The 21,221-nt window shown below is 70.1% G+C and carries 20 protein-coding genes and 1 pseudogene; 13 read left to right on the forward strand and 8 right to left on the reverse strand.

Annotated elements, in window-relative coordinates:
• Nucleotides 1–22 precede the first annotated feature (22 nt).
• The 5 genes from glmU (at nt 23) to ACZ4WH_RS07615 (ending at nt 4,656) form a co-directional block, all read left to right on the forward strand.
• Nucleotides 23–1,471 carry a bifunctional UDP-N-acetylglucosamine diphosphorylase/glucosamine-1-phosphate N-acetyltransferase GlmU gene (gene glmU / locus ACZ4WH_RS07595; protein WP_468177624.1) on the forward strand — a complete coding sequence of 483 codons (1,449 nt, stop codon included), beginning with the start codon at nt 23–25 and terminating at the stop codon, nt 1,469–1,471.
• 155 nt (nt 1,472–1,626) lie between these two features.
• A complete protein-coding gene (locus ACZ4WH_RS07600; protein ID WP_468177626.1) occupies nt 1,627–2,607 on the forward strand; it encodes a ribose-phosphate diphosphokinase in 981 nt (326 codons plus the stop codon).
• A 218-nt stretch (nt 2,608–2,825) separates the two neighbouring features.
• Entirely contained in the window at nt 2,826–3,419 is a 594-nt protein-coding gene (locus tag ACZ4WH_RS07605; RefSeq protein ID WP_468177628.1) for a 50S ribosomal protein L25/general stress protein Ctc, read from the forward strand.
• Nucleotides 3,420–3,494: 75 nt separating this feature from the next.
• Entirely contained in the window at nt 3,495–4,097 is a 603-nt protein-coding gene (gene pth / locus ACZ4WH_RS07610) for an aminoacyl-tRNA hydrolase (protein ID WP_468177630.1), read from the forward strand.
• 52 nt (nt 4,098–4,149) lie between these two features.
• Entirely contained in the window at nt 4,150–4,656 is a 507-nt protein-coding gene (locus tag ACZ4WH_RS07615) for a hypothetical protein (RefSeq protein ID WP_468177632.1), read from the forward strand.
• A gap of 63 nt (nt 4,657–4,719) precedes the next feature.
• Here the strand turns inward: ACZ4WH_RS07615 and ppc are convergent, their stop codons facing one another.
• Nucleotides 4,720–7,452, reverse strand: coding sequence for a phosphoenolpyruvate carboxylase (gene ppc / locus ACZ4WH_RS07620; protein WP_468177634.1), 2,733 nt, complete (start codon nt 7,450–7,452; stop codon nt 4,720–4,722).
• Between the two features lie 304 nt (nt 7,453–7,756).
• Here ppc and ACZ4WH_RS07625 point away from each other — a divergent pair, with 304 nt between their 5' ends.
• The 4 genes and pseudogenes from ACZ4WH_RS07625 (at nt 7,757) to ACZ4WH_RS07640 (ending at nt 9,998) form a co-directional block, all read left to right on the forward strand.
• Entirely contained in the window at nt 7,757–8,764 is a 1,008-nt protein-coding gene (locus ACZ4WH_RS07625; RefSeq protein ID WP_468177636.1) for an acyl-CoA desaturase, read from the forward strand.
• A complete protein-coding gene (locus ACZ4WH_RS07630; protein WP_468177638.1) occupies nt 8,761–9,438 on the forward strand; it encodes a TetR family transcriptional regulator in 678 nt (225 codons plus the stop codon). The genes ACZ4WH_RS07625 and ACZ4WH_RS07630 overlap by 4 nt, the downstream gene beginning before the upstream one ends.
• A gap of 61 nt (nt 9,439–9,499) precedes the next feature.
• A pseudogene (locus ACZ4WH_RS07635) lies at nt 9,500–9,753 on the forward strand (type II toxin-antitoxin system Phd/YefM family antitoxin).
• Complete coding sequence (locus tag ACZ4WH_RS07640; RefSeq protein ID WP_468177640.1) at nt 9,750–9,998, forward strand: type II toxin-antitoxin system RelE family toxin; 249 nt, start codon at nt 9,750–9,752, stop codon at nt 9,996–9,998. The pseudogene ACZ4WH_RS07635 and the gene ACZ4WH_RS07640 overlap by 4 nt, the downstream one beginning before the upstream one ends.
• Nucleotide 9,999: 1 nt before the next feature.
• On the opposite strand, the gene ACZ4WH_RS07645 is transcribed toward ACZ4WH_RS07640, so the two are convergent.
• The gene (locus ACZ4WH_RS07645; protein ID WP_468177642.1) at nt 10,000–10,812 is read right to left on the reverse strand and encodes a trans-aconitate 2-methyltransferase; all 813 of its coding nucleotides are present in this window, start codon (nt 10,810–10,812) and stop codon (nt 10,000–10,002) included.
• An 88-nt stretch (nt 10,813–10,900) separates the two neighbouring features.
• Here ACZ4WH_RS07645 and tamR point away from each other — a divergent pair, with 88 nt between their 5' ends.
• Nucleotides 10,901–11,398, forward strand: coding sequence for a MarR family transcriptional regulator TamR (gene tamR, locus ACZ4WH_RS07650; protein WP_014673201.1), 498 nt, complete (start codon nt 10,901–10,903; stop codon nt 11,396–11,398).
• Here tamR and ACZ4WH_RS07655 read toward each other — a convergent pair.
• Entirely contained in the window at nt 11,357–12,124 is a 768-nt protein-coding gene (locus ACZ4WH_RS07655; RefSeq protein WP_468177644.1) for a LuxR C-terminal-related transcriptional regulator, read from the reverse strand. The genes tamR and ACZ4WH_RS07655 overlap by 42 nt on opposite strands.
• 307 nt (nt 12,125–12,431) lie before the next feature.
• Between ACZ4WH_RS07655 and ACZ4WH_RS07660 the strand changes: the two genes are divergently transcribed.
• On the forward strand, nt 12,432–12,887 hold the full coding sequence (locus ACZ4WH_RS07660; RefSeq protein WP_468177870.1) for a GNAT family N-acetyltransferase: 456 nt from the start codon (nt 12,432–12,434) through the stop codon (nt 12,885–12,887).
• Nucleotides 12,888–12,894: 7 nt separating this feature from the next.
• Here the strand turns inward: ACZ4WH_RS07660 and galK are convergent, their stop codons facing one another.
• The 3 genes from galK to galT are packed head-to-tail and all read right to left on the reverse strand — an operon-like array spanning nt 12,895 to nt 16,069.
• On the reverse strand, nt 12,895–14,049 hold the full coding sequence (gene galK, locus ACZ4WH_RS07665) for a galactokinase (RefSeq protein ID WP_468177646.1): 1,155 nt from the start codon (nt 14,047–14,049) through the stop codon (nt 12,895–12,897).
• Nucleotides 14,049–15,011, reverse strand: coding sequence for a UDP-glucose 4-epimerase GalE (gene galE, locus ACZ4WH_RS07670; protein WP_468177648.1), 963 nt, complete (start codon nt 15,009–15,011; stop codon nt 14,049–14,051). Before galE ends, galK begins: the two co-directional genes overlap by 1 nt.
• Nucleotides 15,008–16,069 (reverse strand): galactose-1-phosphate uridylyltransferase, encoded by a 1,062-nt coding sequence (gene galT, locus ACZ4WH_RS07675; RefSeq protein ID WP_468177650.1) that lies wholly within the window; start codon nt 16,067–16,069, stop codon nt 15,008–15,010. The genes galE and galT overlap by 4 nt, the downstream gene beginning before the upstream one ends.
• A 194-nt stretch (nt 16,070–16,263) precedes the next feature.
• On the opposite strand from galT, the gene ACZ4WH_RS07680 reads away from it, so the two are divergent.
• Together ACZ4WH_RS07680 and ACZ4WH_RS07685 are read left to right on the forward strand one after the other, a co-directional pair.
• Entirely contained in the window at nt 16,264–17,955 is a 1,692-nt protein-coding gene (locus ACZ4WH_RS07680) for a sodium:solute symporter family protein (protein WP_468177652.1), read from the forward strand.
• Between the two features lie 21 nt (nt 17,956–17,976).
• The gene (locus ACZ4WH_RS07685; RefSeq protein ID WP_468177654.1) at nt 17,977–18,324 is read left to right on the forward strand and encodes a hypothetical protein; all 348 of its coding nucleotides are present in this window, start codon (nt 17,977–17,979) and stop codon (nt 18,322–18,324) included.
• Between the two features lie 185 nt (nt 18,325–18,509).
• Here the strand turns inward: ACZ4WH_RS07685 and ACZ4WH_RS07690 are convergent, their stop codons facing one another.
• Nucleotides 18,510–19,196 carry a helix-turn-helix transcriptional regulator gene (locus ACZ4WH_RS07690; RefSeq protein ID WP_468177656.1) on the reverse strand — a complete coding sequence of 229 codons (687 nt, stop codon included), beginning with the start codon at nt 19,194–19,196 and terminating at the stop codon, nt 18,510–18,512.
• 159 nt (nt 19,197–19,355) lie between these two features.
• Nucleotides 19,356–21,161 carry an outer membrane protein assembly factor BamB family protein gene (locus tag ACZ4WH_RS07695; RefSeq protein ID WP_468177658.1) on the reverse strand — a complete coding sequence of 602 codons (1,806 nt, stop codon included), beginning with the start codon at nt 21,159–21,161 and terminating at the stop codon, nt 19,356–19,358.
• Nucleotides 21,162–21,221: the final 60 nt, after the last annotated feature.

Genomic DNA, 21,221 nt, shown 5'->3' on the forward strand with positions numbered 1-21,221 from the left:
TCCAGAGCCGAAGGGCAACCCCGTGAGCGCCATTCGCCCGGCCGCCGTCGTCGTTCTCGCAGCGGGTGAGGGCACCCGTATGAAGTCGGCCACACCGAAGGTCCTGCACGACATCTGCGGCCGTTCCCTGGTCGGACATGTGCTGGCCGCCGCCCGTGAGTTGGACCCGCAGAACCTGGTCGTCGTGGTGGGCCACGCCCGTGAGCAGGTCAGCGCGCACCTCGCCGAGATCGACCCGGCCACCAGGACCGCCGTGCAGGCGGAGCAGAACGGCACCGGGCACGCCGTGCGGATGGGGCTGGAGGAGCTGGGCGGGTCCGTGGACGGGACCGTCGTGGTCGTGTGCGGGGACACGCCGCTGCTCACCGCCGACACGCTGAAGCGGCTCGCGGAGACGCACAGCGCCGACGGCAACGCCGTGACCGTGCTGACGGCCGAGGTCCCGGACGCGACCGGTTACGGCCGGATCGTGCGGGACGAGGCGACGGGTGCCGTCACCGCGATCGTGGAGCACAAGGACGCGACCGAGGTCCAGCGGGAGATCCGGGAGATCAACAGCGGTGTGTTCGCGTTCGACGGGCAGCTGTTGGCGGACGCGCTGAAGAAGGTGCGGACGGACAACAGTCAGGGTGAGGAGTACCTCACGGACGTGCTCGGGATTCTGCGGGAGGCCGGGCATCGGGTGGGGGCCTCGGTGGCCGCCGACCATCGTGAGATCGCCGGGATCAACAACCGGGTGCAGCTCGCCGAGGCGCGGCGGATTCTGAACGACCGGCTGCTGGAGCGGGCCATGCTGGGCGGGGTCACGATCGTGGACCCGGCGACCACGTGGGTCGATGTGACCGTGACGTTCGAGCGGGACGCGGTGGTGCATCCGGGGACGCAGCTCATGGGGTCGACGCAGCTGGGCGAGGGCGCCCAGGTGGGGCCCAACAGCCGGCTGAAGGACACCAAGGTGGGTCCGGGGGCGCGGGTGGACAACACGGTGTCCGACGGCGCCGTGGTGGGGCCGCAGGCGTCCGTGGGGCCGTACGCGTATCTGCGGCCGGGGACCCGGCTGGGTGCGAAGGGCAAGATCGGTACGTACGTCGAGACGAAGAACGCGTCCATCGGGGAGGGCACCAAGGTGCCGCACCTGTCGTATGTGGGGGACGCGAGGATCGGTGAGTACACGAACATCGGCGCGGCGAGTGTGTTCGTGAACTACGACGGTCAGGACAAGCACCACACCACGGTGGGGTCGCACTGCCGGACCGGTGCGGACAACATGTTTGTGGCTCCTGTCACGGTGGGGGACGGTGCCTACACCGCCGCCGGGTCGGTGATCACGAAGGATGTGCCGCCCGGTTCGCTGGCCGTGGCCCGCGGTCAGCAGCGGAATATCGAGGGTTGGGTGGCCCGGAAGCGGCCGGGGAGCGCGGCGGCGAAGGCGGCCGAGGCGACGTCCCGGCAGGGTGAGAACGAGGACTGACCGGAAACGGGTGCGCCAAACACGGCGTACCGTGATAAGTGCACATCCGCATGTGTGCACCCCGCACCCTTACCAGCTGGTTTGGCCTCTCACGCCCAGCCGAGAGGTCGCCGTAGCAGCCGGCTGGCTGAGACAACCTCTGAGGAGACTGTGCTGTGACCGGGATCAAGACGACCGGCGAGAAGAAGTTGATGTTCTTCTCCGGCCGCGCCCACCCCGAGCTTGCCGAGGAGGTCGCCCAGCAGCTGGGTGTCGGGGTCGTCCCGACGAAGGCCTTCGACTTCGCGAACGGTGAGATCTACGTCCGTTACCAGGAGTCGGCGCGTGGTGCGGACTGCTTCCTGATTCAGAGCCACACGGCTCCGATCAACAAGTGGATCATGGAGCAGCTGATCATGATCGATGCGCTGAAGCGTGCTTCGGCGCGGTCGATCACTGTGATCGTGCCGTTCTACGGTTACGCGCGGCAGGACAAGAAGCACCGTGGTCGTGAACCGATTTCGGCGCGTCTGATCGCGGATCTGATGAAGACGGCGGGCGCGGACCGCATTCTGACCGTGGATCTGCACACCGATCAGATCCAGGGTTTCTTCGACGGTCCGGTGGACCACCTGTTCGCGCTGCCGCTGCTGGCGGACTACGTGGGCAAGAAGGTGGACCGGGACAAGCTGACGGTGGTGTCGCCGGACGCGGGCCGGGTGCGGGTGGCGGACCGGTGGTGCGACCGGCTCGGTGCGCCGCTGGCGATCGTGCACAAGCGGCGTGACAAGGATGTGGCGAACCAGGTGACCGTCCACGAGGTCGTGGGTGAGGTCAAGGGTCGTGTGTGTGTCCTGGTGGACGACATGATCGACACGGGTGGCACGATCTGCGCGGCGGCTGACGCGCTGTTCGCGCACGGTGCGGAGGATGTCATCGTGACGGCCACGCACGGTGTGCTGTCGGGTCCGGCGGCCGATCGGCTGAAGAACTCGCAGGTGAGTGAGTTCGTGTTCACGAACACGCTGCCGACGCCGGGTGAGCTGGCGGCGGATCTGGACAAGATCAAGGTGCTGTCGATCGCTCCGACGATCGCGAGTGCGGTGCGTGAGGTGTTCGAGGACGGCTCGGTGACCAGCCTCTTCGACGAGCAGTGAGGTTTCTGCACCTCCTTCCGCACCGCGTGCTGAACCCCCCGTTGTGATCGTTTTGGGTACGGCCTCCCCCTCCGAGTAAACTGGCGCAGTTGCTCGGCGAGGGAGGCCGTACTCGCGTGATGCGAATACGGCGGTCCGTTATCGACGCGCTCTTCGTAGCAGGCCGTTCGTGGCCGGGTGACCACGTCCGTTCCGAGTTACTACGAGGAGTGATCCATATGTCCGAGGTGAAGCTCAGCGCCGAGACCCGCACCGAGTTCGGCAAGGGTGCGGCCCGCCGCATCCGCCGTGACAACAAGGTGCCGGTCGTTCTGTACGGCCACGGCTCCGACCCGCTGCACCTGACCCTGCCGGGCCACGACCTGCTGCTGGCGCTGCGTACGCCGAACGTCCTGATCTCCCTGGACATCGACGGCAAGGCCAACGAGCTGGCGATCCCGAAGGCCGTGCAGCGCGACCCGCTGAAGGGCTTCCTGGAGCACGTCGACCTCCAGCTGGTCAAGCGTGGCGAGAAGGTCACGGTCGAGATCCCGGTCCACGCCGAGGGCGAGCTGGCCCCGGGCGGCAACCTGCTGGAGCACGTCCTGGACGCGCTGCCGGTGGAGACCGAGGCCACGCACATCCCCGAGTCGGTCACCGTCTCCGTCGAGGGCCTGGAGGCCGGCGCCTCCATCCTGGCCAAGGACATCGCCCTCCCGTCCGGCACCACGCTGGCCGTCGAGGAGGACACGGTCGTCATCCAGGTCCTGGCCGCGCAGGCCGAGGAGACCGAGGGCGAGGCCGCCGAGGGCGAGGAGGCGGCGGAGGCCTGATCCTCCCCGTCGTCATCATCGGTTCAGCCGCCGCCTCCCTCGCCGGGGGCGGCGGCTGGCGCGTATCAAGGAGACATGGACGTGACCACCCCCGCCAGTGATCCCTGGCTCATCGTCGGGCTCGGCAATCCCGGGCCGGAGTACGCCATGAACCGGCACAACATCGGTTTCATGGTGGCGGACCTGCTCGCGGAGCGGATCGGGGGGAAGTTCAAGCGGGCGGGCAAGGCGCAGGCGCAGGTGCTGGAGGGGCGGATCGGTCCGGCGGGGCCGGGGAGCCGTCGGGTGGTGCTGGCGAAGCCGATGTCGTACATGAACGTGTCCGGCGGTCCGGTGAACGCGCTGAAGGACTTCTACAAGGTTCCGGTGGGGAACATCGTCGCGGTCCATGACGAGCTGGACATCGACTACGGGACGCTGCGGCTGAAGCTGGGCGGCGGTGACAACGGGCACAACGGTCTGAAGTCGATGACGAAGGCGATGGGGCCGGACTACCACCGGGTGCGGTGCGGGATCGGCCGGCCGCCGGGGCGGATGCAGGTGGCGGACTTCGTGCTGAAGGACTTCTCCTCGGCGGAGCGCAAGGAGTTGGACTGGTTCGTGGACCGTGCGGCGGACGCGGTGGAGTGTCTGGTGACGGAGGGTCTGGAGCGGGCGCAGAGCGCGTACAACTCCTGACTTGTCCGGGCTTGGCCCTGCGGGGAGTTGACCGGTCGTAGGGATATGGCCAATGATCCCGGCCATGCCTGCCACAGCCAGTACCGCCCGTCAGGCGTCCGTGTCCGCGTTGCGGTTCGGGCGGGTCGCGGCGATGGGTGCGCTCGCCGCGCTGATTCTGTTCGCCGGTGTGCGGGGGTCCTGGGGGACCGCCCAGCACGTGATGCTGGCGAAGGGGCGTGAGTCCGGCACGGTCAGGGTGACGCGGTGTGCCGGGGACACCTGTACGGGGCCCTTCACTCCGACGTCGGCGGGGGCGCGGGCACGCGCGCGCGTGGAGATCGAGAAGTCGGTGGCGGTGCGTACGGGGACGACGTACGCCGTGGTGCTGAAGCCCGGTACGGGGGACGCGGTGCGGTCCGGCCCGGCGGGCATCCTGTACGCCTGGGTGCCGCTGGGCGGGGCGCTGCTGCTGGCCTCGGTGGTGGTGGCGGGCGGGATGCGGCTGGTCCGGGCGGCGTGGGTGCTGGGGCTGTCCGGGGCGGTGCTGCTGACGGCGGCGTTCGTGGCGTTGCAGTGACGTGGAGAAAAGGGTGCCCCCGGGGTCGTACGACCTCGGGGGCACCCTTTGTCGTGCGGCGGGTCAGCCGGTGTTGCGCAGGCCCGCCGCCACGCCGTTGACGGTGAGGAGCAGGGCGCGGGAGAGCAGCGGGTCGGCGTTGACGCCGGCCGCGGCGGCGTCGCGCTGCCGCTTGAGCAGGGCGACCTGGAGGTAGGAGATGGGGTCCAGGTAGGCGTCGCGGATGGCGAAGGTCTGCTTCAGGACCGGCTGGGCGTCCAGCAGTTCCTGCTCGCCGGTGACCCGCAGGACCTCGCGGACGGTCAGCTCGTGTTCGGCCTTGATGGTGTCGAAGACGTGCTTGAGCTGGTCGGGGACGAGGGTGTCGACGTAGTGCTGGGCGATCCGCAGGTCCGTCTTGGCGAGGGTCATCTCGACGTTGGAGATGAAGTTGCGGAAGAAGTGCCACTGCTGGTGCATCTCGTCGAGCACGGTGTCCAGGCCGGCCTCACGCAGGGCCTTGAGGCCGGAGCCGACGCCGAACCAGCCGGGGACGATCTGGCGGGACTGGGTCCAGCCGAACACCCACGGGATGGCGCGCAGACCGTCGAGGCCGGCGCCGCTGTCGGGCCTGCGGGAGGGCCGGGAGCCCAGGTGCAGGTCGGCGAGCTGGTCGACGGGGGTGGAGGCGAAGAAGTACGCCGGGAGGTCGGGGTCCTCGACCAGCCTCCGGTAGGCGGCGTGGGCGGCGTCGGAGACGACGTCCATGGCCGCGTCCCAGCGGGCGAGGGCCTCGTCGGACTGGCGGGGCGCGGTGTGCAGGGCGGAGGCCTGTAGCGTCGCGGCCACCGTCAGCTCCAGGTTCTCCCGGGCCAGCGAGGGGATGAGGTACTTGTCGGAGATGACCTCGCCCTGCTCGGTGACCTTGATCTCGCCCTCCAGGGTGCCCCAGGGCTGGGCGAGGATGGCGTCGTGCGAGGGGCCGCCGCCGCGGCCGACGGTGCCGCCGCGGCCGTGGAAGAGGCGCAGCCGCACGCCGTAGCGGTGGGCGACGTCGCGCAGCCGGCGCTGGGCGCGGTGGATCTCCCACTGGCTGGTGGTGATGCCGCCGAACTTGGAGGAGTCGGAGTAGCCGAGCATGACCTCCTGGACGTCGCCGCGCAGCGCGACCAGGCGCCGGTAGGACGGGTCGGAGAGCATGTCCTCCAGGATGGTGTCGGCGGCCTTCAGCTCGTCGGTGGTCTCCAGGAGGGGGACGATGCCGATCTTGGCCCAGCCGGCGTGCAGGTCCAGCAGTCCGGCCTCGCGGGCGAGGACGGCGGCGGCGAAGACGTCGTCGGCGCCCTGGCACATGGAGATGATGTAGGACTCGATGACCTCGGGGCCGAAGACCTCCAGGGCCTTCTTGACGGTCTGGAAGACGCCGAGGGTCTTCTGCCCGGCGGCGTCGACGGGCGCCGGGGTGGGGGCGAGCGGCCTTCTGGAGCGCAGTTCCTTGGCGAGGAGCTTGGCCCGGTACTCGCGGGGCATGTCGGCGTAGCGCCAGGACTCCTCGCCGAGCCGGTCGAAGAGCTGGCCGAGGGCGTGGTGGTGGGCGTCGGCGTGTTCGCGGACGTCCATGGTGGCGAGCTGGAGGCCGAAGGCGGCGAGCGTGCGGATGGTGCGGGCGAGGCGGCCGTCGGCGAACAGGCCGCCGCGGTGCTCGCGCAGGGAGGCCTGGATGATCCGCAGGTCCTTCAGCAGCTCGCTGGTGCCGAGGTAGTCGCGGCCTTCCTCGTGCGGGGTGCCCTTGGCGAGGCGCTGCTTGGTGTTCTCCAGCTTCTGCCGGATGCAGGTGGCCTTGAGCCGGTAGGGCTCCTCGGCGTTGAGGCGCTTGTAGCGGGGGCTGATCTCGGGGAGCAGTTCCAGGTCGGTCTTGAGGGAGTCGAGCAGCTCTTCGGTGGCGCCGGTGTAGCGGATGGAGTTGGAGAGCAGGCCGCGCAGCTCGTCGATCGTCTCCAGGGCGTCGTTGATGCCGTGCTCGTGCTGGAGGATGAGGACGTCCCAGGTGACCTGGGGGGTGACGTTGGGGTTGCCGTCGCGGTCGCCGCCGATCCAGGTGCCGAAGGTGACGGGGCGGGTGTCGTCGGGCAGCTTGACGCCGACGCGCTCCAGCTCGGCGGTCAGGTCCTCCAGGACGTCGCCGACGGCGCCGGCGTGCAGCTCGTCCAGGTAGTAGATCGCGTTGCGGGCCTCGTCCGCCGGTTCGGGGCGTACGACGCGCAGCTCGTCGGTCTGCCAGACGAGGTCGATGTTCTCGGCGAGGCGGACGTCGTGGCGGCGGCGGTCGGAGTCGAGGACGGGGGTGTCCAGGAGCGCGGCGATACGCCGGAGCTTGTTGAGGACGGACCGGCGCGCGGCCTCGGTGGGGTGCGCGGTGAAGACCGGGCGGACGTTGAGGTGCTGGACGGTCTGCCGCAGGTGCTCGGGGTCGGCGTCCTTGAGCCGGTCGGCCGTGCGGGCGAGGAGACCGCCCTCGGCGGCGCGCCGGGCGCGCAGCTCGCGCCCGCGGTGCACCTGTTCGGTGATGTTGGCAAGGTGGAAGTAGGTGGAGAAGGCGCGGACCAGCTTGGCCGCGGTCTCCAGCTCGGTGCCGCGCAGCAGCTCGGCGGCGGCATCGCCGTCCTCGCGGGTGAGGCGGCGGACCTTCTCGACCAGTTCGAGGAGTTCCGGGCCTTCCTGCCGGACGAGGGTCTCCCCCAGGAGATCACCCAGCCGGCGGATGTCGGCGCGCAGCTCACTGCTGGTCGTGGTGGTCTGGTCGTCGGCACTGCTCACAGGTGCGGCTCCTTGCAGTGTTGAAGCTCGTCTGGGAGGGAACCCGGCCGGCTGCCACACGCGGCGAGTGCCGCATACGGGCCGGAGCGTCCGGGAAGGAAACTTCAGCGGACCGCGCTGTCCGACCGAGTCCAAGGATAGGTGGCCATGTGGACGCGCAGGCTCTGGGGCTCTTGCCGCCGCACGACACGCTGCCATACTTACGACGCCGTAGGTTACGGAACCGTAGGGAAGCACCGTCGAGTCCCGTACGGTCCCGGCGGCCCGGCATCTGTCTCGACCATCGACCCCACAGGGGACGCGCATGACCTCAAGTTCCGATGTGATCGAAGAAGCCCGTAAGGCCACCGACACACCCCCTACCTCCGCCACGCTGGGCGGCGAGCAGAAGCGTTCGATCGAGCAGATCACGCTGCTCCTGTTCATCACCGTGCCGTTCCTGGCACTGGTGGCGGCCGTGCCGCTGGCCTGGGGCTGGGGGGTGAGCTGGCTCGATCTGGGCCTGCTGGTCTTCTTCTACTTCCTGGGGTGCCACGGCATCACGATCGGTTTCCACCGGTACTTCACCCACGGTTCGTTCAAGGCGAAGCGGCCGTTGCGGATCGCGCTGGCGATCATGGGTTCGCTGGCGGTCGAGGGCCCGCTGGTGCGCTGGGTGGCCGATCACCGCAAGCATCACAAGTTCTCCGACGCGGAGGGCGATCCGCACTCCCCGTGGCGGTTCGGCGAGACGGTTCCGGCACTGATCAAGGGCCTGTGGTGGGCCCACATCGGCTGGATGTTCGACGAGGAGCAGACCCCGCAGGACAAGTACGCGCCGGATCTGATCAAGGACCCGGCGATGCGGGCGATCTCGCGCCAGTTCGTCCTGTGGACGGCCGTGTCCCTGGGGTTGCCGCCGCTGATCGGCGGTCTGGCGACGATGTCCTGGTGGGGCGCGTTCACCGCGTTCTTCTGGGGTTCACTCGTGCGGGTGGCGCTGCTGCACCATGTGACGTGGTCGATCAACTCGATCTGTCACGCGGTCGGCAAGCGGCCGTTCAAGTCGCGCGACCGCTCGGGCAACGTGTGGTGGCTGGCGGTGCTGTCGTGCGGTGAGTCCTGGCACAACCTGCACCACGCCGACCCGACCTCGGCGCGGCACGGTGTGATGCGCGGCCAGATCGACTCCTCGGCGCGGTTCATCCGCGTTTTCGAGCTGCTCGGCTGGGCGTACGACGTGCGCTGGCCGTCACGCTCGCGTATCGATTCCCGCCGGAACACGGGCGAGGACGACTCCCGGCGCCGGAAGGAGACCGCGAAGGCGGCATGATTGACGCCGTGGCGACCGACTCCAGCAGCACCTCCAGCAACGACAAACCTCGGCGAGCCCGCCGGACCCGTATGACCGGTGCCGAGCGCCGCCAGCAGCTGCTGGAGATCGGTCGCACCCTCTTCGCGGCGAAGGGTTTCGAGGGCACCTCGGTGGAGGAGATCGCGGCGAAGGCCGGGGTGTCCAAGCCGGTGGTGTACGAGCACTTCGGCGGCAAGGAGGGCCTGTACGCGGTGGTCGTGGACCGTGAGATGCGGCGCCTGCTGGACATGGTCACCAGCTCGCTGACGGCCGGCCACCCGCGTGAGCTGTGCGAACAGGCCGCGTTCGCCCTCCTGGACTACATCGAGGAGTACACGGACGGTTTCCGCATCCTGGTCCGCGACTCCCCGATCCCGCAGTCCACGGGTTCCTTCGCCTCCCTCATCTCGGACATCGCCACCCAGGTGGAGGACATCCTGGGCCGCGAGTTCAAGTCCCGCGGCTTCGACCCCAAGCTCGCCCCTCTCTACGCCCAGGCGCTGGTCGGCATGGTCGCGCTGACCGGCCAGTGGTGGCTGGACGTACGCCGCCCGAAGAAGGCGGAGGTGGCGGCCCATCTGGTGAACCTGGCGTGGCACGGCCTGGACGGCCTGGAGCAGAAGCCGCGCCTGATAGGACACCGAAAGAGCTGAGGTCACCGGAAAAGGTGACACTAGTGGGCAGTTATGTGCACCTTGTGGAAACCATGGGCACATGACTCAGATCGCGATCAGCGCAGCCCGTTCCCAGCTCGGCGACTTGGTCCGGCGCGCGGCGCACGGACGCGAGACCATCGCGCTCACCGATCACGGCCACGTGGCCGCGCTCCTCGTCTCGCCGCAGGTGATAGAGGATCTCGAGGACGCCTGGCCGTCTCCGACTACCTGCGGCGCAAGGCCGAGGGAACCCTGGACGAAGGCATCCCCATGGCGGAGGTGCGCAGGCGACTGGGGCTTGGGAAGCCGTGACCTACGAAATCATCTTCGAACCGCACGCCCTCAACGCCGCAGCACGGTTCCTTGAGGAAGATCCAGCCGGACTCGCCAAGGTCCTGGACGCCATCGACGAGCTGGCTCACGATCCGCGGCCGACGGGGTCGATGGCGTACGGCCCGGACATCCGCCGCCTTCGTGTCGACGAGTACCGGGTCGTGTACGTCATCGACAACGCGATCATCCGCGTCCTCGTGACCCACCCGGGCCGGACGGCCTGACTCATCCCCCCTTCACGGCCACCGCGAACAGCCGGCGGAACGGCAGGACCGTGCCGTACGGCGCGCTCGGGTAGGCCTCGCGCAGGAGGTCCCGGTATTCGGTGAGGAACGCGTCCCGTGCCTCGGGGTCGTCGGCGAGGGCGGTCAGGGCGGGCCGCAGGCCGGTGCCTTTCACCCAGTCGAGGACGGGGTCCTCGCCCTGAAGGACGTGGAAGTACGTGGTCTGCCACACGTCGGCCGCGCAGCCGAGGCGGGTGAGGCGGTCCAGGTAGGTGCCGGGCGTGGGCACGGAGTCCGGGCGGCGCAGGACGTCGGCGAGCCGGTCCCGCCAGCGCGGCGTGCCGGCGAGGTCGCGCATCAGGGCGTGCAGCGGGGCGTCGATGTTGTCGGGGACCTGGAAGGCGAGGGTGCCGCCGGGTTCGAGGGCGGCGATCCAGTCGGCGAACCGCTCGGTGTGGCCCGGCACCCACTGGAGGGTGGCGTTGGAGACGATCAGGTCGTACGGCTCCGTGGGCGCCCAGGTCCGCACGTCGGCGTGGGCGAAGTCGAGCCGGCCTCCCCCTGCCGTGGGTCCCTCGTGGTCGACGTGGGCCTTGTCGAGCATCTCGGACGAGTTGTCGTAGCCGGTGATGCGGGCGGTGGGCCAACGCTCGGCGAGCAGGGCGGTGACGTTGCCGGGGCCGCAGCCGAGGTCGGCGATGCGGGGTGCGTCACCGGGCAGGCGCGGGATCCGGGCGAGGAGGTCGGTGAAGGGGCGGGCCCGGTGACCCGCGTGGCGGAGGTACTGGGCGGGGTCCCAGCTGGGCGTCGTCATGCCACCACTGTCCCCGCCGATTTCTCTCGATGTCAAGACACTCGACATCAAGAGACTTCACATCGACACAACCACTACACTGATCTCCATGGAGGACGAGGTCGATCGGCTGGTCGCAGCGTGGCGCCGGGAGCGTCCGGACCTCGACGTGGAGCCGCTGGAAGTGCTCAGCCGGGTGAGCCGACTCGCCCGGCACCTGGACCGCGCCCGCCGGCTCGCCTTCGCCGAGCACCAGCTGGAGCCCTGGGAGTTCGACGTGCTCACCGCGCTCCGGCGCGCGGGAACGCCGTACCAGCTCTCCCCCGGCCAGCTGCTCACACAGACACTGGTCACCTCGGGCACGATGACCAACCGGATCGACCGGCTGGCGAAGAAGGGTCTGGTCGAGCGGCTGCCCGACCCCAGCGACCGGCGGGGCGTGCTGGTCCGGCTGACCGACGAGGGCCGCGACCGCGCGGACCAGGCGCTGGCGGGCCTGCTGGAGCAGGAGCGGGCGATCCTCGCCGAGCTGTCCCGCGCCCAGCGCGCGGAACTGGCCGGCCTGCTACGCCAACTGACCGCCCCGTTCGACAACATCCCCGGTTAGGTCCACCGGCCCCACCCCGGCCCGCCGGGCCAGAGCGACGGCGGCCAGCGTGGAGTGGACGCCCAGCTTGCCGAGGACGTTCTGCATATGGGTGCGGACGGTGTGCGGGGAGAGGAACAGCCGCTCGGCGACCGCCTTGCGGCCGAGCCCGGCGACCATGCAGCGCAGCACCTCCCGCTCGCGCGGGGTGAGGGACTCCACCAACTGCTCACTCTCGGTGCGGTGCTTGCGCGCCGCCGTCAGCTCCTTCAGCACGCCGGTGAGCAGCGCGGGCGGCAGATGGGTCTCGTCGCGCAGTACGCCCCGGATCACCGTCAGCAGCCGGGACAGCGAGCAGTCCTTGGCGACCCAGCCGGACGCCCCGGCCTGGAGCGCGAGGGCCGCGCGGCGCGGGTCGTCCTTCTCGGCGAGGACCACGATCCGTACGGCGGGGTGGGTGGCCCGGACCCCGGTGACGAGCGAGATCCCGTCGACCAGGCCCTCCTCGTCGCCCTCCTGCACCGGCACGGCCGGGCGGGCGCCGGGCAGCCGGCCGCCCAGGTCGGCGTCGACCAGGAGGACGTCGTAGCGACGGCCCTCGCCGGCCGCGCGCTCCAGGCAGCGCAGTGCGGCCGGGCCGCTGCCGGCGGCGGAGACGTCGACGTCGGGCTCGGCGGCCAGGGCGGCGGCGAGCGACTCGGCGAAGATGCGGTGGTCGTCCACGACCAGGACTCGGATGCGAACCACGTAACCCCCTTCCCCAGGCTCCGCGTGGAGCAGGGGATACCCAAGGTCCGGAAAGCTCCGGAATTGGCTGGTCCGGAAAGGCCCGGAAAAGATCCGGAGAACGACGACCGGCGCGGGCACGACACCCGCGGAGAGGGGACGCGCCGCACGGCCGCCGCCGTTGCGGACACTGCTACCCCACCGTGGGCGCCGTACCCGTCTGTCTCGCCCCCTGAGCGGCACCGGCCCCCACCGGTGCTGCTCCACAGAGTACGGATGGGAGCACGCAGCGGAAGGAGATTTGCAGAACTGGCCGCCCGACGCGTTTATGGTGTGCCGCATGTTTCGTATTGAGGCGGAAGTCGACAAAGAGCGACGTGATCTGCTCCGCGCGCGGCTGAGGGAGACCAACACGGCGGCGTCCCCGGTCCTCGCCGCGCTGCGCGGCACGCCCGGCGAACGCGAGACCCCCCTCCACGTCTGGGCGCTGGACCCCGCCGGCGGCCTGGCGGGCGGCCTGGTCGGCCACACCTGGACGACCTGGCTGCACGTCACCTACCTGTGGGTGGACACCGCGCACCGAGGCGCGGGCCTGGGCAGCCGTCTGCTGGCGGAGGCGGAACGCATCGCCGCGACCGCCCGCGGCTGCACGGCGTCCCGCCTGGAGACCTGGGACTTCCAGGCCCCGGAGTTCTACCGGAAACAGGGCTACGAGGTGGTGTGCGTGATCCCCGACTACCCGCCGGGGATCACGGAGTACACACTGACGAAGCGACTGGGCTGACGGGGGGTCAGACGAGTCGCCGGGCCCCCGCCGACGGGACCGCCTCGAAGACCCGCGGGGCCTTGAAGTCCGCTGCCGCGAAGGCCTCTTCGACCGCCTTGGTCAGGGTGTCGACGTCCGCCGCCTCCGCCAGGACGATCGCCGAGCCGCCGAAGCCGCCGCCCGTCATGCGGGCGCCCAGGGCGCCGGTGGCGAGGGCCGTGTCGACGACCAGGTCCAGCTCCGGGCAGGAGATGCGGAAGTCGTCGCGGAGGGAGGCGTGACCCTCGGTCAGGACCGGGCCGATGGCGCGGGTGTCGCCGGCACGGAGGAGGGCGACCGTGCGTTCGACCCGTTCGTCCTCCGTGACCACGTGGCGGACCAGGCGGATGACCTCCTCCTCGTCGCCGAGACGGGCGAGGGCCGCGTTCAGGTCGGCGTAGGGGATGTCCCGCAGGGCGTCGACGCCGAGCAGGGCCGCGCCCTTCTCGCAGCCGGCCCGGCGCTTGCCGTACTCGCCGCCGCTGTGGGCGTGCTTGACCTGGGTGTCCACCACCAGCAGGCGCAGGCCCTCGGCCGCGAGGTCGAACGGGATCTGCTGCTGGGACAGGTCACGGGTGTCCAGGAACAGCGCGTGGCCCTGCTCGCAGCAGGCCGACGCCGTCTGGTCCATGATCCCGGTCGGCGCGCCGACGTAGACGTTCTCGGCGCGCTGGCACAGGCGGGCCAGCCGCCAGCGCTGGAGGCCCAGGTCGTACAGGTCGTTCAGCGCCAGGGCGATCACGACCTCCAGCGCGGCCGACGAGGACAGGCCGGCGCCCGTCGGGACCGTGGAGGACAGGTGGATGTCGGCGCCGGTCACCTCGTGGCCCGCCTCGCGCAGGGCCCAGACCACGCCCGCCGGGTACGCCGTCCACTCCCGGTCGGTCTCCGGGGCGAGGGCGTCCAGCCGAAGCTCCACGACCCCGCCGTCGATGTCCGCCGAGTGCAGGCGCAGCACGCCGTCGTCGCGGCGGGAGACCGCCGCGACCGCCTGGTGCGGCAGCGCGAACGGCATCACGAAGCCGTCGTTGTAGTCGGTGTGCTCGCCGATCAGGTTGACCCGGCCGGGCGCCGCCCACACGCCCTCCGGCTCGGCTCCGTACAGCTCGGCGAAGCGCTCCGCGACCTGCTGTGCCCCCACTAGTGCTCCCTTGTGATGCTCTGCGCGAACTCCCACGCGTCCGCGACGATGCCCGCGAGATCCGCGCGGGTCGGGTTCCAGCCCAGTTTCTCGCGGGCGGTGTCCGCGGAGGCGACCAGGACCGCCGGGTCACCGCCCCGGCGGGGGGCCACCACCTCGGGGATCGGGTGGCCGGTGACCTCGCGGACGGTCTCGATGACCTGACGGACGGAGAAGCCGTTGCCGTTGCCGAGGTTGCAGATCAGGTGCTCGCCCGGCGCGGCGGCCCGGACGGCCAGCAGGTGGGCCTCGGCCAGGTCGGCGACGTGGATGTAGTCGCGGACGCAGGTGCCGTCGGCGGTCGGGTAGTCGTCGCCGTAGACCGAGATCGCGTCGCGGCGGCCCTGGGCGACCTGGAGGACCAGCGGGATCAGGTGCGACTCGGGGTCGTGCCGCTCGCCGTACGCGCCGTACGCGCCCGCCACGTTGAAGTAGCGCAGGGAGACCGCCGCCAGGCCGTGCGCGTGCGCCTCGCCGGTGATCATGTGGTCGACGGCGAGCTTGGAGGCGCCGTAGGGGCTGGTGGGACGCGTCGGGGCGGTCTCCGGGATCGGGGTCTGCTCCGGCTCGCCGTAGGTGGCGGCGGTGGAGGAGAAGACCAGCTTGCGGACGCCGGCCTCGCGCATCGCGGTGAGCAGGGCCATGGTGCCGCCGACGTTGTTGTCCCAGTACTTCTCCGGCTTCACCACCGACTCGCCGACCTGCGAGAACGCGGCGAAGTGCAGCACGCCGTCGAAGGAGGGGTCGAGCCACTTGGCGGCGTCGCGGATGTCGCCCTCGATGAAGGCCGCGCCGGCCGGGACGCCCGCGCGGAAGCCGGTGGAGAGGTTGTCGAGGACGGTGACCTCGTGGCCGGCCTCCAGCAGATGCTGGGCCACGACACTGCCGACGTATCCCGCGCCACCCGTCACCAGGTACTTCATGAACTCGCTACCTCTCGCAGTCGCTCGGCCGCGCGCTCCGGCGGCACATCGTTGATGAACACGCTCATGCCGGACTCGGAACCCGCGAGAAACTTCAGCTTGCCGGAAGTGCGGCGAATGGTGAAAAGCTCGAGGTGGAGCGCGAAGTCGTCGCGCGTCACACCGTCGAACTCCTCCAGCGCGCCGAACGGGGCCTGGTGCCAGCCCGCGATGTACGGCGTCGGGGGCTCACCCTGGCCGAAGATCCGGTCGAAGCGCCTCAAGAGTTCCAGATAGACCTGGGGGAATTCTGTGCGGGCCGCCTCGTCCAGCGCGAGCAGATCGGGCACGCGGCGCTTCGGGTACAGGTGGACCTCGTACGGCCAGTGCGCCGCGTACGGCACGAAGGCCGCCCAGTGCTCACCCTCAAGGACGACCCGCTCACCGGCGAGTTCCCGTTCCAGGACGGCGTCGAACAGGTTCTCCCCGCCGGTGGCCTCCTTGTGGGCGGCGAGCGAGCGGAGCATCAGCGCGGTGCGCGGGGTGGTGAAGGGGTAGGCGTAGATCTGTCCGTGCGGGTGGCCGAGGGTCACACCGATCTCGGCACCGCGGTTCTCGAAACAGAACACCTGCTCGACGGAGGGCAGATGCGACAGCTCCGACGTGCGGTCCGTCCACGCGTCCAGCACCAGCCGCGCCTGCTCGACGCTCAGGTCCGCGAAGGAGGCGTCGTGGTCGGAGGTGAAGCAGACCACCTCGCAGCGGCCGGAGTCGCCGGCGAGGGAGGGGAACCGGTTCTCGAAGACGACGACGTCGTAGGAGGAGTCCGGGATCTCGCTGAGCCGGTCGCCGCGGGTGGGGCACAGGGGGCACTCGTCGGCCGGCGGGTGGTAGGTGCGGCCCTGGCGGTGCGAGGCCACGGCGACCGAGTCGCCGAGCAGCGGGTCGCGGCGGACCTCGGACGTGGTGACCGTACGGTCCAGCGGGCGCCGGTCGACCGCGTCGCGCACGGTGTCGTCCCGCAGGTCGTAGTAGATCAGCTCACGACCGTCGGCCAGCCGGGTCGAGGTCTTCTTCACGCCGGACTCCTTGTTCGGGCCCTACGGGTGTGTCCGCACCCAATCACTCAACACAAACAAACATAACAGACCACAACTCCACAACACCTCGGTCGATCACAATCAAACAAAGAACACCAGCTGGAGTGTTCAAATATCGAACACGGCGGCGTAGGTTCCGCTCTGGATCAGTTCGCGCAACGAAGCGAGTTCTCATGCAAACCCCCACATACGCCCCCACCTATCTGGCGGCGGAGCTACGACTCCCCACCAACTGGCTGGACTACGCGATCCTGGCGATCTACTTCGTCGTCGTCCTGGGCATCGGCTTCGCGGCCCGGCGCTCGGTCAAGACGAGCCTCGACTTCTTCCTCTCCGGACGCTCGCTGCCCGCCTGGATCACCGGCCTCGCCTTCATCTCGGCGAACCTGGCGGCCACCGAGATCCTCGGCATGGCCGCGAACAGCGCCCAGTACGGCGCCTACACCGTCCACTGGTACTGGATCGGCGCCATCCCCGCCATGGTCTTCCTCGGCCTGGTGATGATGCCCTTCTACTACGGCAGCAAGGTCCGCTCGGTCCCCGAGTTCCTGCTGCTGCGCTTCGACCGGGGCGCCCACCTGCTCAGCTCGATCCTGTTCGCGTTCGCCGCCATCCTGATCGCGGGCGTCAACCTGTACGCCCTCGCGATCGTCGTCGAGGCCCTGCTCGGCTGGCCGCAGTGGGTCGCCATCGTCGTCGCCGGCGCGTTCGTCCTCGCGTACATCACCCTGGGCGGTCTGTCCTCGGCGATCTACAACGAGGTCCTCCAGTTCTTCGTGATCCTCGCCGCCCTCATCCCGATCACGATCCTCGGCCTGAAGAAGGTCGGCGGCTGGGGCGGCCTGACCGACAAGCTCACCGCGACCCACGGCGCCGACTTCACCACCGCCTGGGGCGGCACCGGCATCGGGCACGCCAACCCCCTCGGCGCCAACTGGCTGACCATCGTCCTCGGCCTCGGCTTCGTCCTCTCCTTCGGCTACTGGACCACCAACTTCGCCGAGGTGCAGCGCGCCCTGTCCGCGAAGAACCTCTCCGCCGGCCAGCGCACCCCGCTGATCGCCGCCTACCCGAAGATCTTCATCGTCTTCCTGGTGATGATCCCGGGCCTGGTCGCCGCCGCGGTCGTCCCGAAGTTCGGCACCACCGGCTCCGGCTACCAGTACAACGACGCCATCCCCTTCCTGATGCAGGAACTGCTGCCCAACGGCGTGCTCGGCATCGCCGTCACCGGTCTGCTGGCGGCCTTCATGGCGGGCATGGCGGCGAACGTGTCGTCGTTCAACACGGTGTTCACCAACGACATCTGGGCGAAGTACGTGGTGCGGGACCGTGAGGACGGCTACTACGTCCGCTTCGGCCGGCTGATCACCGCGATCGGCGTCTGCGCCTCCGTCGGCACGGCGTTCCTGGCGTCCTCGTTCTCGAACATCATGAGCTACCTCCAGACGCTGTTCTCCTTCTTCAACGTGCCGATGTTCGTCGTCTTCATCGTCGGCATGTTCTGGAAGCGGGCGTCCGCGAAGTCCGGCTTCTGGGGCCTGCTCGCCGGCACCGTGACCGCGATGGTCAACTACTTCGTCCTCTACAAGAAGGACATCATCTCCATCCCCTCCGACCAGGGCGCCAACTTCGTCTCCGCGATCGCGGGCTTCGTCGCCGGCGCGGTCGTGATGGTCGCGGTGTCCCTGTTCACCAAGCCGAAGCCGGCGGAGGAGTTGCAGGGCCTGGTCTACGGCACCCGCTCCCCCGGCATGTCCGAACCGCCCGCCGCGGGCGACGACGCGTGGTACCGCAAGCCGGCCCTGCTGGGCTGGGGTGCGGTCGTGCTGGCCGCCGCCTGCTACATCCCGTTCTCGTTCTGACGCGGGAGGATCGAGGAAACCATGACCGAGCATCCTGAACACCCCGAGCAGGGTCGTCGTCCGCTGCACTACACCGAGCAGGACGTCCTGCGGGAGGTCTCCGAGCTGGAGACCAAGTCGGCGACCGCGGCGCGCATCTTCGACCTGCGGCGCATCATCGGCGGACTCTTCGTGGTCTACGGCGTCATCGTCACGATCACCGGGATCACCGACTCGCAGGCCGCGATCGACAAGGCCGAGGGCGTGAACATCAATCTCTGGACCGGGATCGGCATGCTGCTCCTGGGCATCTTCTTCCTGGCCTGGCTGAAGCTGCGGCCCACTCCTCCGCCGCTTCCTCCGGAGGGGCTGCCGGAGGAGAAGGAGTAGGTCCGGGGCCGACGGGTCGTGTCCCGACTGCGGGCGCGCGGGGGCTGATCGCGCAGTTCCCCGCGGAGTAACTGTCGGCCGGGGGCGGTACCGCCGTAGAGGTGCGGGCCGTCCCCCGGCCGCGGGCACGTCGTGGCTGATCGCGCAGTTCCCCGCGCTCCTTCGGGGCGCACCAGCACCGGTGTCTAGTCAGCGGCCGTGTCCCGCAGGGGACCCGCGCGGTCCAGCAAGCCTGTTCGTGCTGCCAGGGCCGCCGCCTCCAACCTGGACCCCACGCCCAGTTTCATCAGCACCCGTTGGACATGCGTACGTGCCGTGCTCGGTGCGATGCCCATGCCCGCCGCGATCCGCCGCGTGTCCTCCCCGTCGGCCACCCGCACCAGCACCTCGACCTCACGCGGCGTCAGCATCTCCAGCAGCCGCTGCGCCTCGTCGTCGGGCTGCGCGGCGGGGTTCAGCAGCTCGCTGAAGGCCCCCTGGAGCAGCTGCGGAGCCACCGCCGCCTCCCCGGCCCGGGCCTTCATGATGGCCCGCTCGACCCCCTCGATCCGCTCGTCGTGCCGCACGTACCCGGACGCCCCGGCCGCGAAGGCCGCCGCGATCCCGCGCGGCGACGGCACCGGGCCCAGCACCAGGACCGCCACCTGCGGACGCTCCCGCTTGATCTTCACCACCGGGTCGAAGATCCCCGGCTCGGCCGGTGCCGCCGTACCCAGCAGGCACACCTCGGGCGCCCGCGCGATGACGAGGTCCGCCGCGCCCGCAGCCGGCGCCGCCGCGGCGACCACCCGGTGCCCGCGCAGCTTGAGCGCGGACGCCAGCGCCTCCGCGAGCAGCCGATGGTCGTCCACGACCATGAGCCGCACTCCCATACAGCAACCCCCCAGTCCCCCAGGCACCCCCGCCCTTCATGCCCCCGGAAGCTACACGCTTGTTCGACGTCGCGCTGCCCCTCTTCATGAGAAGTGCCCCGGATCGATGAAATCCGGGGCACTTCTCGGCAAGTCACTCATTCGGGTGAGGCCGGCGGGTCAGCCGTCCGTGCCGAACGCCATCACCAGGTACTCCTTGCTGTACGACGACATGTCCCGCTCCTTGGCGAACACGGCCGACATGTACAACCGGCCCTTGCCGAAGCGGAGTTCCGCGTACTCCGGCAGCAGGTTGACCTCGGAGTCCCGCACGCTCTTGGTGGAGGGGTTCTCCAGCAGCTTGGTCACCTTGAAGGAGCCGCCGTCGATGCTGAGGACCTGGCCGCCCTTGTTGTACGGCGGCGCGTTGTAGGCGAGCAGATTGCCGCCGTCCTTGCGCAGCGGGGAGAGGGTGTAGCCGTCGCCGGCCTCGGCGCGCTGACCGGTCGGCTTGCCGGTCTTCAGGTCGAAGGCGACGATCTCGTTGGTCCTGGTGTACTCGCCCTTGCCGTCGTGCGCCTCGGTCATCAGGTACAGCCTGCCGTTGCCGGCCACGACCTGCCGGCAGTCCTCGATGCGGGTGGTGCCGTCGCAGCGGCCCCCGTAGGTGTCGCCGGGCGCGGGGATGCGGGCGAGCAGCTTGCCGGTCTTGTCGTCGATGGAGAAGTAGTCCGAGACACCGCTGCCGTCGCCCGCGCTCTGGCCGACGTCGGCGGCGGCCACCAGCGGGTCGGTGGAGACGACGGACGCGTACGCGACGCCGTCCGGCATCTTGTACTCGGAGATCACCTTGCCGCTGACCGGGTCGATGGTCTGGATGTTCAGCTGCGGGTCGTCGTACTCGCCGCACTTGCGCACCGCGACCAGCCTGGTACCGCCGCCGTACCCCTCGTCGTAGCAGGTGTCGTCCGGCTTCGGCTGCCACAGCGTCTTGCCGGACTCGATGTCGAACGCGGCACCGCCGTCGGAGCCGCCGACGGCGACGGTGTGCTGAGCGACCGTCACATTGGAGAACGTGATCGGGTAGTCACCGGACTTGATCGACTTCGTCCACAGCTTCTTCCCCGCGGTGAGGTCGATCCCGGCGATCTGACTGCACCCCGCGGAGGAGCCCTTCTCCGGCATCCTCGGCTGGAAGGCGATCGCCGTCCGGCCGTCCTCGTCGACATGCTTGCTGGCCGCGCAGACCGGGCCGGGCAGCTTGACCGTCCACAGCTCGGTGCCCTTCACCGGGTCGTAGCCGACGATCCGCGCGATGCCGCTCTTGGCGTACACCGTGTCCGTCAGCCATGAGCCCGCGATGCTGACCGTGTCGTCCGCCTTGGGCAGCGGCACCCCGAACAGCAGCCGGGAGGCCGGGTCGGCCGGCGGCTTCTCCTTGCCGCCACCGCCGCTCGTGCCCCCGGAGCCCTTGTCGTCGGAGCCGCCGGTGCCGCCGCTGGAGGACGCGGTGTCGTGCTGCTTGCCGTCGTCCCCGGAGGACTTGGCGTACCAGATGCCGCCGCCGACGATCAGCGCGATGGCGACGACCGCCGCGACGACGATGAACAGCACGGTGTTGTTCCGCCCGCCGCCCGACCCGGGCTGGGGCGCCATCGGCACGGTCGGCGGCTGCCCCTGGCCCGGATAGCCGTATCCCGGCTGCATGCCCTGCATGGGCTGCGTGGGCTGGGGCTGGGCGTAGGGGTTCTGCGGCTGGGCGCCGTGGCCGAGGGGCTGCGGGGCGGTGGGGGCCGGGGGCTGCTGGGCGTACGGGTTCGGCTGCGCGCCGGGGTAGCCGTAGCCGGGCTGCGGCGGCTGCGGGGGCGGGACCGGCGGATAGCCGTAGCCCGGTTGCGGCTGCTGCGGAGGCTGCGGGGGCTGAGCCGGTGGCTGCGGGGGCTGGTTCGGCGGCTGGTTCGGTGGCGGCGGGGGCGGCTGGGTCATGGCGCGGGTACCTCGGTGACGCTCGGAAGGCCGTACGGCGGAGGGGACTCGGGAAGGACG

Source organism: Streptomyces sp. NPDC029138 (genome assembly GCF_055564375.1).

Excerpts from the sequence above, each read along its gene's own strand:
- ACZ4WH_RS07605 (WP_468177628.1), top strand. The coding sequence starts at position 2,826 with ATGTCCGAGGTGAAGCTCAGCGCCGAGACCCGCACCGAGTTCGGCAAG.
- pth (WP_468177630.1), top strand. The coding sequence starts at position 3,495 with ATGGACGTGACCACCCCCGCCAGTGATCCCTGGCTCATCGTCGGGCTC.
- ACZ4WH_RS07615 (WP_468177632.1), top strand. The coding sequence starts at position 4,150 with ATGATCCCGGCCATGCCTGCCACAGCCAGTACCGCCCGTCAGGCGTCC.
- ACZ4WH_RS07625 (WP_468177636.1), top strand. The coding sequence starts at position 7,757 with ATGACCTCAAGTTCCGATGTGATCGAAGAAGCCCGTAAGGCCACCGAC.
- ACZ4WH_RS07630 (WP_468177638.1), top strand. The coding sequence starts at position 8,761 with ATGATTGACGCCGTGGCGACCGACTCCAGCAGCACCTCCAGCAACGAC.
- ACZ4WH_RS07645 (WP_468177642.1), bottom strand. The coding sequence starts at position 10,812 with ATGACGACGCCCAGCTGGGACCCCGCCCAGTACCTCCGCCACGCGGGT.
- tamR (WP_014673201.1), top strand. The coding sequence starts at position 10,901 with ATGGAGGACGAGGTCGATCGGCTGGTCGCAGCGTGGCGCCGGGAGCGT.
- ACZ4WH_RS07660 (WP_468177870.1), top strand. The coding sequence starts at position 12,432 with ATGGTGTGCCGCATGTTTCGTATTGAGGCGGAAGTCGACAAAGAGCGA.
- galE (WP_468177648.1), bottom strand. The coding sequence starts at position 15,011 with ATGAAGTACCTGGTGACGGGTGGCGCGGGATACGTCGGCAGTGTCGTG.
- ACZ4WH_RS07680 (WP_468177652.1), top strand. The coding sequence starts at position 16,264 with ATGCAAACCCCCACATACGCCCCCACCTATCTGGCGGCGGAGCTACGA.
- ACZ4WH_RS07685 (WP_468177654.1), top strand. The coding sequence starts at position 17,977 with ATGACCGAGCATCCTGAACACCCCGAGCAGGGTCGTCGTCCGCTGCAC.
- ACZ4WH_RS07690 (WP_468177656.1), bottom strand. The coding sequence starts at position 19,196 with ATGGGAGTGCGGCTCATGGTCGTGGACGACCATCGGCTGCTCGCGGAG.
- ACZ4WH_RS07695 (WP_468177658.1), bottom strand. The coding sequence starts at position 21,161 with ATGACCCAGCCGCCCCCGCCGCCACCGAACCAGCCGCCGAACCAGCCC.